Here is a 12,441-nt window from a genome sequence, read left to right as displayed (position 1 = left end):
CGGATTTGTGACCGTCGGTTCAGGCCGCGACGACCACCCGATTGCGCCCGAGGCGCTTGGCTTCGTACAGGGCGTCGTCAGCGCGCTTGAGGGCAATTTCGATCGGGCATTCGCTGGCATCGGCCAGCCCCATGCTGACCGTTACCTTGACCGAGCGACCATCGGGCAGGGCGATATCGGCATTGGCGCAGCTAACGCGCAAACGCTCCGCCAGTTTCTGGGTCTCAGCCGGCGAAATTTCCGGGAACAGGAAAGCGAACTCTTCGCCCCCGTAACGACAAACCAGGTCGGACTGGCGCGAAGTTTCCCTGACCATGTCGGCAAAGGCACACAACACGGTATCGCCCGCCGCGTGGCCATAGGTATCGTTCAGTTTCTTGAAGAAATCGAGGTCGGCCATGGCGACCGTGACCGGACGCCGATAACGCTGGGCCCGCTGTAGCTCGGCCTCGGCCGACTGCATGAAGAAACGGCGATTCATCAGGCCGGTCAGGCCATCCTTGTTGGCCAGCTTCTCCAGCACCTGCCGCGCTTCGTCGTTCTGGATCAGCAGGTCATGGTGCTCACGGATCGCCTCTTCGACCGCCTGTATTTCCAGCATTCGCGACGTGTCGAAATCGGGCAATGGGCTGGCAGCGCTCAGATTGGACAGGACGTGGTCAATTCGCTGCAACGGCTGGATCAGGTGGCGACGGACGAGGACGATGAAGGCCAGCAGGAACAGCCCGACCAGCAGCAGCGCGATGATCAACTTGTGACGGGCCAGTTTCATGGCCGCCGCCGCCACGTTCAGATCGCTGGTCGCCAGATTGATGCCCTCGATCGACACATCGTCAACCTGCATGCCAAGGCGTGACGCCAGGCGCTGCCACTCATCGTAATGGATCGCCTGACGCCGTTCATCGCGTGCCGACTGGCGCACCACTTCGCCGAGAAACTGTTCCGTCTCGCGAGCCAGCTTGGCCGCCGCGTGGTGCTCCAGGATGCTGGGATGGCTGGCGAGCAGGGTGACGACAAACATCGACTGCTGACGGGAGGCATGCGAGCTGACCGAAAAAATACGCTCGCCTTCCTGACGGAGTTGTTCGAGATTTCTCGCCAGTCGCTGGTAGCGGATGATTTCCGGCACGGTGATTTCTTCAAGGCGACTGTTGGCATCGATCACACGCTGCTGGTCCAACGCCAGCAGTACGACGGCCGCCCCGAAGGCGAGCACGAACAGCGCGGCCAGCAAGCCAAAAGCACGGCCGGCATGAATGCCTTTAGGCGCCCTGATCAAAACCGGCGAACCAAAAAGACAAGGGGGCCACACGGCACCACGACAGGTAGTACAAAGCAGGCATCAACTCACCCGGAAAGGCAAAAAGCGGGAATTGATCCGATCATACGTCCCATTGCGCTTGATGCGATCAAGCGCCGCATTGATTTCGTCTCTCAAGCCCGGGCGACGCGGCGAAATCCCGAACGAGGCATCGCCGCTCAACTCCGGGGCGCGCAGGACGGTCGGCGCCAGGCCAAGCCGGCGAAACGGATCGCTTTTCTGCAACTGCAAGGCACTGATCATCGGAACCAGCGCCGCCTGAGCCTCGCCGCCCACCAACGATCCGGCCAACTCGCCATTGCTGCGCACCTCGTGAATATCCCAGCCCTGCTTGCGGGCGTAATCCTCCTGCGCCGAACCCTGGACCACGGCAACCCGCACGCCGACACGCCCCGGCACGACATCCGGCCTGGCCAGCCAGAGTGATAGCGAGCGGTAATAGGGTTTGGCAAAAAGCAACTTGCCACGCCGGTCCGGGTTAGCAAAAACCGCAGCGGCGGCGATGTCGGCTTTGCCCTGGGCCACCGTCTCCAGCAAGGCCCCTTGCGCGGCCACATCGAAGACGCAGCTGGCGCGAATTTCCTCGCACAGGGCACGGGCGATTTCGACGCTGAAGCCTGTCAGCTGGCCGGTTTCGTCCCGGTAAGACATCGGTGGCGAATTCTCCAGCACGACAACACGCAGCGTCGGCTCCGCGGCATGCGCAACGCCCCCCGGCAGGCCGGCAGGCAAGGCAAAACACAACAGGGAGAGGAGCAGGCGGCGCAACATGTAAATCGCATATAAAAATGCCAATCGGCAAGTATAGGCGTTTTGAATATCACCGTGTTACTGGTCAACTCCCTAGGGAAACGCTGATTTATCCGGAAATGTCATTCCCGCGCAGGCGGGAATCCATAAAAATCAATGGACTGGATCCCCGCTTTCGCGGGGATGACGAATTAATCAGCACCTCCATAGGTTGCTATTTCGTCGTTGGCGGAACGGCGCAACAGGCTTAGAGCAAGAAACTGAGTTGCCCGCCATCGGCCGGCAATGCGACCGGGAGCAACTCGATCAAGCGGCCCTGCAGCGGGAAATAAACGGCCAGGCGCAGCGGCAGCGGGTCACCGGCGAACAGGCCGGCATAGCGCTCCAGTTGCGGCCGGTAGCTTTCGGCACGCCGCGGCAGCTCGGCCTCGGGCAAGCGCACCGTTTTGTAGTCGATGATCCAGCGACAGGCATCGGCCACGAAAACGCGGTCGATCACGTGATTGCTCGCCAGCTGGCCATCGGTGCTGCTCCACGCCTGCTCGGCAGCAGCTTGCGGGTGCTCGGCCAGCAGCCAGCGACCCGTCTCGGACGCCAGCGTATTGACCAGGGCGGACACCGCTTCGGCGGCACCGCTTTCGGCTTCGGCATCACTATGGCCCTGAGCCCGTAACCAGCGCTGATAGGCCGGCTGCAAACTGGCAACCCGCTCGCCCGACCACGCCGCCAGACCACCTTTCGCCATCAGCTCCAGGCAACGATGCACCAGTGTGCCGACCGAAGCCTCCAACGAAAGTGCGCTGGCCGCCACATCGAGATCAAGCGGATTATCGGCGGGACGCACACCTTCGGCAGCAGGCTGCAACGCCACCAGCAAGCCGACTTCGCGAAGGCGCAGCAGCGGTGGCGAAAAAGTGGCCGGATCGACCCGGGTAGCCAAAACTTCGCCGTCCACTGCGCCAGCCAGTGCCACGACGAACTCGCGCTGGGCCACGCCGGGCCATAACAGCTTGAGCAGCGTGCCATTGGCCGGCGGCTTCAGGCCGTCCTCCTTCTTTTCATCTGCAACGGCGATGCCGAGCAGATGCAAGCGGCGAATCGCCCGAGTGGCGGCCACGTAGAGCAGTCGCTCGTCTTCGTGGGCGGCTCGCTCGGCTTCGAGTTTTTTCAGGTAGTCGTACGCGGTCGGCTCGCCACTGCCGCCCCCTTTCTGCTTCATCGGCGCAACCAGCAAGTGCTCGTCGCCATCGGCCCCGGCCACTTCGTCCCAGAGCAGCAGACTGCTCTCGTTGCCGCCGGTTTCTCGATGCAGGCCGGGCAGGATCACAGTGTCGAACTCAAGCCCCTTGGATTTGTGCACCGTCATCATCTGCACGGCATCGCCGAGCGGATCGGAGGGGGCATAGAGTTCCGCCGCGTGGGCGGCCAGCGTTTCTGGGCTCAAGCTGCGGCTGGTCACCAGCTTGTCGATCAGCTTGAAGAAGGCTTCAACATCGTTCAGCGCTTCCGGCGCCTCCAGGCAGCGTGGCCCGCCCAGCATCAGCCAGACGCCCTCCAGCCAGCGGCGCGGGTGCTGGCGCGACTGACCGGCAAAGGCCAGTTGCAGCACAGCACGGACATGACTCAGTCGCTGCCGGCCATCGTCGGACAGACGGGCAAGCCGTGCCTCGTCCTGCATCAGTTGCCAGATGGTCGATTTCTTGTCGTCGGCGGCCAGCGCATGCAGGTCGGCCAGTTTCAGACCGCACCACGGGGCACGCAACAAGGCCAGCCAATGCACGCGGTCAGCCCGATGATGCAGGGCGCGGAACAGGGTCAGCAGATCCTGCACGTGCTGGCGACCATCCAGGCCCTCGATATCGACCGCCTGAAAACGCAAATCCGGCGCGCTGCGACGAATCTCGGCGACCAGCGCATCGAGATGGCTGCGCGCCCGCACCAGCACGGCAATGCGCTCGGCCGGTGCTTCGTGGCGGGCTTGCTGAATGATGGCGAGAACCCGGCAAGCTTCTTCACTGGCCGAGTCGCTGCCTTCGCGCTCGATGACCGGATGCACGAAGACGCCGCTATCGTCACGCGCCGGCCGGGTCGCCGCCGATTCGGCATAGCGCACGGCGCCGGCCTCAGGGCTGTCTTCGGCCGGAAAAATGCCCGGGAAGGCGGTATTGACCCAATCGACAATGCCCGGATACGAGCGGTTGTTGCGGAACAGGCGCAGGTGGCCGAGGCGGATGTCGCCGATACCACGCTCGCGAACGCGCAGGAACAAGCCGACATCGGCCTTGCGGAAGCGGTAGATCGACTGCATCGGATCGCCAACCACGAACAGCGTCCGGCCATCGTCCGGCATCCAGCCGCGGGTCAGTTTTTCAATCAGGCCGACCTGGCTCGGGCTGGTGTCCTGGAACTCATCGACCAGCAGGTGACGAATCCGGTAGTCGAGTGCCTGGGCCAGATCGGTTGGCGCATCGTCATCGCCCAGCGCCAGCCCGGCCCGGGCGGCGATCTCGATGAAATCGACCTCACCCGCTTCCTGGAAGGCCAGCCAAAGCTGCCCGGCCGCCAGCCGGAGCAGGCGCGAGAAGCATTCGACCGTGGCCCACTCGGCCTCGCTCAGTTCCGGGCACGGCAACTTGACCAGCATGGCCAGCGCCTCTTCCAGACCGGCCAGCCCGCGCAGATCGCCGAGCAGTTCGAGCATGGCTCTTTTCTGGTCGACAAACTCAGCGCCAGCCGGAAAACCGATGCGCTTGTCGACCGTCTTGCGCAAAGTACCCGTGCCAGTCATCAACAGGCTGGCCACCGCCTGCCACTGCTGCAGATCGGCGATGGCCGGGCTTAATGGCGAATGCCAGTCAGCAATCGCCTCGAGCCCGCCCGGCAGATTGGCCGCAGCGAAGCGGGCCAGCGGCATGAGCAGCGATTGCGTGCGGGCGTCGAGCAAGCCGCCGACAGTCGCCAGATCGCGCTCGATCAGCGCTGAAAACCCGGCTTCGACCTCGGCCTTCATCGCCCCGCTTTCAATCCGGGAGGCATGGTGCAGCCACTGGTCGCGCCGGCCGAGCATGGCGATCAGCAGTTTTTCCAGCCGGCCGGCATTGTTGTCCATGAAAGCCAGCGCTTCGGCGACGACCTCAGCATCCGGCGTGCCGGATTCGACCATTTCCAGCGTCCGGCGGGCGGCGGTTGCATAGTGCGCTTCGGCATCCTCGCTGACGCCCGGCTGGCTGCCAAAGCGGCTGAGGTAAGGCATCTGGCGGGCGAGGCTGGCACAGAGCGCGTCCAGCGTCGTGATGCGCAGGCGGCCGGGGTGCCCGAGCAACTGCCAGCCACGGGAGGCATCATGGGTCAATACCTGTTGCGCCAGCCCGAAGGTCAACTGCTTGTGTGGCTGGGCGGGAATTTCTCCGGCGGCGGCCAGTTCCAGGCTGCCCAGGATGCGGTCGCGCATCTCGGTCGCCGCCTTGTTGGTGAAAGTCAGCGCCAGAACCTCTTCCGGATGCTCGACCGCCGCCAGCAAGCGCAGGTAGCGCTGCGTCAGCAATTCCGTCTTGCCGGCCCCGGCCGGGGCCTCGACGATGAACGAGGCGATCTCCAGCGCGCGCTGACGGGCGGTTTTGTCTTCTTCGAGGCGGTCGGGCGCAGCAGTCACAGGCAAGAGGCTTTCATTCAGTTTTTCCGGCTGAGCGCCGGCCATGGCATTACGGCGGGCAGCGCCGAATCCTACGCCGGGCCATGCCTGCCCTCAAGCGCTCACGCTGGCCAACCCTCTCGCCAGCGCTTCAAAAATCCGGTCCGGGCGTATGGGCTTGGCGACGAAATCATTCATCCCCGCCTCGAAACAGGCGCTCCTGTCCTCGGCGTAGGCATTTGCCGTCATGGCAATGATCGGCACATCGATATAGGCCGGCATCGCCCGTATCCGCCGGGTCGCTTCCAGGCCGTCGATCTTCGGCATCTGCATGTCCATCAGGATGGCGTCGTACTGGTTATCCACCGCCAACTGCACGGCCACGCTTCCGTCTTCCGCCACGTCGACGGCCAGTCCGATGTCCTCCAGCAACTCGCGGGCGATTTCGCGGTTCACCGGCTCATCTTCGACCAGCAATATCCGTCGCCCGGGGAAATCGCGGCGGAGAATCTTCTCAGCCCCCCCGCCCCGTACTGCCGCCAGGCCGACGCCCCCTTCACGGCCTTTTGTGAGACGCGCGGTAAACCAGAAGGTACTGCCGGCGCCCAGTGTGCTGGTGACGCCGGCATCACCACCCATCAGTTGCGCCAGCTTGCGGGTAATGGCGAGGCCCAGGCCGGTGCCGCCATATTTCCGGGAAATCGAGTTATCGGCCTGCTCGAAAACGTTGAACAGTCGGCCAAGTACCTCGGGGGCGATGCCTATCCCGCTATCCTGCACCTCGAAACGCACCAGCTGGCTGCCCTCAGTCTCTTCATCGGCCTTGGCCCGGATGATGACGCTGCCGCTGTCAGTGAACTTGATGGCATTCCCGGCGTAATTGAGCAAGGCCTGCTGCAGCCGGGTCGCGTCGCCCAGCAAAGGCACGTGCATACCCTCGGTTTCGGCGCTCAGACTGAGTCCCTTGGTATTCGCCCGATCAAGCAGCATGGCGACCACATTGTCGACGATGCCATTGGCGCTGACTTCGCTTTCATTCAGCGTCAGCTTGCCGGCCTCGATCTTCGACAGATCCAGAATGGCATTGATGATTTCCAGCAAATGCTCCCCCGCCGCATCGATTTTCTCGAGCCGCCGAAGTTGATCCGGCGGCAGCCCGACGCGACGGATGATATGGGACATGCCGGTGATGGCATTGAGCGGCGTCCGGATTTCATGCGACATATTGGCCAGAAAGGCGCTCTTGGCCACATTCGCCGCCTCGGCCGCCTCCTTGGCCGCAACCAGCGCCGCCTCGGCGGCCTTGCGCTGGGTGATATCGACCAGAAAGGAAATGACCCGTTCCGGCAATTCATGCATGGCCGGCAGGTAGTGCAGCGTCAATTCGACCGGGATCAGCGTCCCGTTCTTGCTCCGGTTCGTCGACTCCAGACGCAAATAGCCTTGCTGGCGAAGCTGCGCGACGACTTCGTCGTACTGTGCTTCATTGAAGTTCGGGTCGATATCGAAAACACGCAGCCTGAGCATCTCCTCTAGCGAGTAGCCGAGCATTTCAGCGGCAAAATTATTGGCGTCGATCAGGCGTGCGGTCGCCACCTCCGTCCAGCGAATACCGATGCCGACGCCGTTCATCGCAAACTGCGTATCAAGCAACTTGTTGTGCGCCGCCTGCAGCGCAGCGGTTCGCTCGCCCACCAGGGTCTCCAGATGATCCCGGTGCCGCGCGAGTTCAGCCTCGCCCTTCTTGCGCCCCGCGATGTTCATCGTGATACCGAGCGCCCGTCTTGCCTGGCCGTCAACGTCACGCTGGACAACGGTACCGTGCGTCTGCACCCAGCCCCAGTCACCCGAGGCCTGTTTCACCCGGTACTCACTGTCAAAGCCCGGCGCCCCCGACTGGATGGCCGCTGCGTAAGCGGCCACGAATTCGGGCTGGTCCTGCGGATGAACATAGGCCAGCCAGGCGGGCAAATCCCGCGGCGCATCCTCGGTCGACATCCCGAGCAGCCTCAGCGTCGATGGGTCGTATTGCAAGCTGCCATCGACGACATCCAGTTCCCAGCAGGTCATCTGGGCGGCATCGAGCGCCATCGTCAGGCGGTTCTCGACACGCAGCAGGCTTTTCGACAGGGATTCCTGCTGCCGCCCGGCCAGTTCGCCCAGCAGAAAGGTCAGCAGCACCAAACTGGGTGGCGCCGCCATGATGGCGGCGACAAAACCCGTCAGCAGATAATCCCAGGCAACCTCGCCCTTCAGGATCAGACTCATTGCCGAGACGATCAACTCGACCGTGACCACAATCCCGAGGGTCAGGACCGCCCACAATCGCCAGCCATTCCAGCGCTGAAGCAACAGGAGGAGCTTGGACAACACGGTGAATCATCTCTCCAGAGTTTTGCAGGGATACATCAGCATTCCCTGCTTGAATTCTTGTCTTATCGCTGCAAACAAGGCTTGATTTAAGACAAGCCGAGCACAATTGACCTGATAAACCGCAGATTTATCCGGAAATGTCATTCCCGCGCAGGGGGAATCCAGAAAAATCAACGAACTGGATCCCCGCCTCGCCCGCCGCGAAGCGGAGTCCCGGGTGTGTCGAGGCCGCGGGATGACGAATATTTCAGCGTTTTCCCAATAAGCCGGGCTTTAGCCCAAGCATTCCGGGCGGCCCGGCGCAGCAGCCACCGCCAGTTTCGTTTATAACACCACGCCGCGCATGCCAAGCACACCAAGGCTCGATAGCCAGAAACCAGCCACCACGAAGGCAATGTTGATCCATTGCAGCACGGTGTTGAAAAAGTCTTGCTCGGCAATCGACTTTTCAAGAGAGCGCACTACCCGGCCATCAACTGCAAAACCAAAGCAGCGACGCATCCCATCAGACTCCACCTTGAAAATCTCCGCTCGGCGAAAGCTGCACGAAACCGTCGTTGCCTTCGGAAGTTCATTCAGGACGAAATCTCGGGAAAAGCCAGAGACGTAATAGTGATCGTGCTGCCCCGAGATGCCGAAATGTCCCTGATAGGTCGGTGCGCTCTTGCCGCCGGGCGAAACGACCGATCGATAGTCTCGCATCGCCCCGCGCTTTTCTTCGAAATTCTCCGGCAACAACAAAAGGCCGGAGGTATGCAGCGAATGGACATAAAACAGACCGGCCATAACGGCGGAGAGCCCAAACAGCAACTGAAGCAGGGCCACAAACTTCGGACGCACCTTGAACCATGCCATCAAGCCGGAAAGGCTCATCGCCCCCCCTCCGCCTGCGCTTCGGCCAGCAAACGCCGGCGCTCGGGCAGACGGAGCAGCGGTAGTACTTCGCAGTATTGCAGCCCTTTTTCGTCAGCGAACACCACGCCGGCCTGCCCGGCCTTCACCTCTTTGGCCACTGCATGCAGACGCTCTCTCCAGTGGGTGATGACGGCGATCCAGTCGGGAAACTCAGCCGGATCGAAGACTTTCTGCTTGTCGTCGCCGATGCCCTGCACGCCGGGCAGGATGTCCTTTTCGTCGGCCACACCGGCGAAAGCCGGCTTGTCGAGCAGCACCTTGGCAAACACGACAGCCGCCACGTCCTCATTGACCAGCGCAGCGTAGATCGGCAACTGGGGTTCGGTGATGCGCTGCTCGGCCCAGTTCCTGGTGTCGATGCTGGCCCCCGTCTTGTAGTCGATGATCACTTGCCGGCCATCGGCCAACTGGTCGATACGATCGACCACCATCCTGACCTTGATGCCCTCGATCTCGACTTCGGCCGGCTGCTCGCAGGCGACCACCTCGAAAGGCAGGCCGCGCCTGGCTTCGACCTGCAGCCAGACATCAAGCAGCTTGGCCAGCCGCGCCGCTTCCAGTTCGCGGAAGCGCGCCGGCAGCGTGACACGACGATCCAGTTCAAAATTCTGCAGGGCCTTGTCGACGGCCTCGACGATGGCCTGCTGGCGGGCCATTTCACCCAGCGCCGCCAGCGCATCGGATGAACGGATGGCCGACCAGAAGGCTTCCAGCGCTTGGTGGACCAGCGTGCCGCGCGCCGCCGGGTCCAACCCTTCGACCGGCTCCTCCATCGCCTCGCCGCCCAGCCGGTACTGGTAGTAGGCCCAGGCCGGGCAGATAGCCTGGGCGCGCAGCACCCAACTGCCGCCGGAAACCTTCTCACCTTCGCCGACCGGTGGCGCCAGTGCGTCGTCGACCAAGACAATCGACGATGCAGCCTCTCCAGCCATTTGCCGCGCCAGCGTCTCGACCTCACCGAACGTTTCATCGGCGGCTGGAATGCCGGCAATCAACGGACTGGGGCGCAACACGCGATTGCCTTCAGCTTGGGCATAGGAAAACCTCACGACTGGCGCCGAGTGCGACAAACGGACATGCACACGCTGGGCAAAATCGAGCTCGACTTCGGCACTGGCATGCGCTGCCCCGACCGCGCGCAGCATCTCGGCCGGCAGCAGGGGGTTGGGACGCGGCGGTGGCGGCCAGAGATCGTCGTTCATGCCCATCACCCACAGCGCATCGAAGCCCAGGCCAGCACTTTCGAGCACGCCCAGCACCTGGATGGCCGGCCGGCCGCGCGTTTCCGGCTGAAACAGGCGCTGGCGACAAAGCTGCGACAGGCGGCGCACCGCTTCGGCAAAGCCCAGCGGGCCAAGCAGCGCATCGAGCCGGCCAAAGCCGTCGAGCACCTCGCCAAAAGCCCGCCGGGCCTGAAACTCATGACTGGACAAGGGCCGATCGCCCGGCCAGCCCGCCGCCTTCAGGCAATTGCGGAAGACCCCAGACCATTGCCCGGGCAGGGACTTGCGGGTCGCTGCGCCGGCCGTCTCGACAAAGGCTTCGAGCGCTGCGACGGTTTGGGGGCACAGCGGCGCTTCGTTTTCGGCTAGCCGCCCAGCCAGCTTGATCAGGGCAGGCAAGGTGGTGAAATAGGGCAAATCCCGGCGCAAGGCGGCGTCGAGCCGTCCCCGGCCATCGGCTTCGGCCTCGGCGGCCGACCAGCCACCGGTCAGCAGCAAGCCCGACAGGCGGCTCTGCTCGACCTTGGCCCGACCACTGCCCAGCGCCAGCAGATCCAGCGCGACACGAATCAGCGGCAGATCGGCCAGCGCCCGGCCGAGCGAAAAATTGAAACAGCGCGGCACTTCCGCGGCATCGGGACGAATCAGCGCCGGATGCAGCACGTCGTCGAGCAAGAATTCGAGCCGGTCACGCACGCCGGCCAGATCGGGCGCAACGATGCCGAGCCGGCAATCCGGCCGAACAGCCAGTTCCGCCTTGGCCCAGGCAACCACCGCCCGGCATTCGGCCTCGACATCGGCACAGGCCAGTTTGACCTGCTCGCTACGCTCGACGGGGAAGCGTGGCGCATTTTCGACCGTGACGCCACGCGCCTTCAGCGCCGCCGTCAGATCCTGTTCGAGCGGCGTATAGCGGTCGAAGCCGGCGAAAATGATCGTTGCCGGCAGCGTAAAGTGCCCGGCCTCGATCAATTCGATCAGTTGCCGGTGCAAGCCAGCCGTGTCCATCCAGCCACCGGCCCGGCAGCGTTTTTCAAAATCAGCCTGCCAGCCGATGAACAGCTTTGCTTCATCAGACAGCTGGCCGCCCTCCGGCTTAAGGCGCCAGACACGGCACAAGGCCTGCGCCTCGGCCGTGGAAGTCGCCATGCCCTGAATATCGAACAGCGGCGCCGCGTCAGTCAGCGAGGCGGCAATGACCTTTTCCCAGAGCAGACGCTCGGAAAACGGATCGAGCGCCACCGGCAGTTCGGCGATGCCGGTCAGCAGCGCCTCATCGCCCAGCGTCGCCAGCCACTGGCCCAGGGTCAGCGCCTGCCGGGTGCGCCAGACCGCCTTCTCCCCCGGCAACTCGCCACGCAGGGTTTGCGCCAGACGCGTCGTGGCGCAGAGCGTCAGGCTATCGTTCAAGCAGACCTCAAAGAACGCACCAGGCGATTAATTGGCGACCGCCGGCCGAGCCGGGGCAGCGGGTTTAGCCGGGGCTGCAGGTGCAGCAGGTACGGCCGATGCGGCTGGCTTGGCGGCAGGTGATGCCGGTTTTGCCGGGGCAGCGAGCGGACTGGCCGGCTTCATGGCAGGAGCGGCGGCAGGAGCAGCAGGTACAGCAGCCTTGGCCTCGCTTGCCGCCTTCCCGGGCATGGCCGGTCGGGCAGGTGCCGCCGGGGCAGCCGGCTTTGCGCTTGTAGCGGCGGGAGCCGCTTGCGGAGTGCTATCGACCGCCGGTTTGCCCGGCATGGCAGGCTTTGCGGGGGTTGCTGGCGCGACTGGTTTTTCAGCGGCCTGAGGTGCCGGGGCTGGCGCACTCTTGCCGGGCATTGCCGGCGCAGCGGGGCGAGCCGGCGCAGAAGGCGAACTGCTCATCGGGCGGGCCGGGGGCAACGCCGTCGGTTTCGGCGTTTCGGCGGCAGATGCGGGACGTGAAGCGCCGCCAACAGTGATCTGCCCACGTAATTTGTTCACCAGGTTATGCGGAAAATTCGGGATTTTTTCCAGATCATTCACTGACTTGAAAGGACCATTCTCCGAACGATATTTAATGATTGCCTCCGCCCTTGCATCGCCAATTCCCTTGAGAGAGTCAAGTTCTTCCTTCGAGGCCGTATTGATATTGATCTGGGCCAGCGCAACGCCTGCCCACACCAGACAGGAAGCCAGCAACAACAGGAAACGTGATTTCATCTTTTCTCTCCCGTACAGTGCAGTGAATTGTTCAGTATGCCACCTGT

7 protein-coding genes are annotated in these 12,441 nt (G+C 63.3%); all 7 read right to left on the bottom strand.

The window, feature by feature from the left end:
- Positions 1 to 19: 19 nt before the first annotated feature.
- The 7 genes from KI617_RS02610 to KI617_RS20440 all read right to left on the bottom strand — a co-directional run bounded on the left by KI617_RS02610 (position 20) and on the right by KI617_RS20440 (position 12,394).
- Positions 20 to 1,279, bottom strand: a complete 1,260-nt coding sequence (locus KI617_RS02610; RefSeq protein ID WP_226450344.1) for a GGDEF domain-containing protein — start codon at positions 1,277 to 1,279, stop codon at positions 20 to 22.
- Positions 1,280 to 1,342: 63 nt separating this feature from the next.
- Positions 1,343 to 2,092: a substrate-binding periplasmic protein gene (locus KI617_RS02605; protein ID WP_226450342.1), complete on the bottom strand. Its 750-nt coding sequence runs from the start codon at positions 2,090 to 2,092 to the stop codon at positions 1,343 to 1,345.
- A gap of 226 nt (positions 2,093 to 2,318) precedes the next feature.
- Positions 2,319 to 5,768 (bottom strand): UvrD-helicase domain-containing protein, encoded by a 3,450-nt coding sequence (locus KI617_RS02600; protein ID WP_226450340.1) that lies wholly within the window; start codon positions 5,766 to 5,768, stop codon positions 2,319 to 2,321.
- Positions 5,769 to 5,816: 48 nt separating this feature from the next.
- Positions 5,817 to 8,072 (bottom strand): response regulator, encoded by a 2,256-nt coding sequence (locus KI617_RS02595; protein WP_226450338.1) that lies wholly within the window; start codon positions 8,070 to 8,072, stop codon positions 5,817 to 5,819.
- A 327-nt stretch (positions 8,073 to 8,399) separates the two neighbouring features.
- Positions 8,400 to 8,948 (bottom strand): hypothetical protein, encoded by a 549-nt coding sequence (locus tag KI617_RS02590; protein WP_226450336.1) that lies wholly within the window; start codon positions 8,946 to 8,948, stop codon positions 8,400 to 8,402.
- On the bottom strand, positions 8,945 to 11,623 hold the full coding sequence (locus KI617_RS02585; protein ID WP_226450334.1) for a PD-(D/E)XK nuclease family protein: 2,679 nt from the start codon (positions 11,621 to 11,623) through the stop codon (positions 8,945 to 8,947). The genes KI617_RS02590 and KI617_RS02585 overlap by 4 nt, the downstream gene beginning before the upstream one ends.
- Before the next feature lie 27 nt (positions 11,624 to 11,650).
- The gene (locus KI617_RS20440; RefSeq protein WP_319004136.1) at positions 11,651 to 12,394 is read right to left on the bottom strand and encodes a ComEA family DNA-binding protein; all 744 of its coding nucleotides are present in this window, start codon (positions 12,392 to 12,394) and stop codon (positions 11,651 to 11,653) included.
- Between the last annotated feature and the right edge of the window lie 47 nt (positions 12,395 to 12,441).

Origin of the sequence: Ferribacterium limneticum, from assembly GCF_020510625.1 — a bacterium.
GTDB lineage: Bacteria > Pseudomonadota > Gammaproteobacteria > Burkholderiales > Rhodocyclaceae > Azonexus > Azonexus limneticus_A.
The sequence above is the reverse complement of the archived record's forward strand: the minus strand, read 5'-3'. Positions and strand labels throughout refer to the sequence as shown.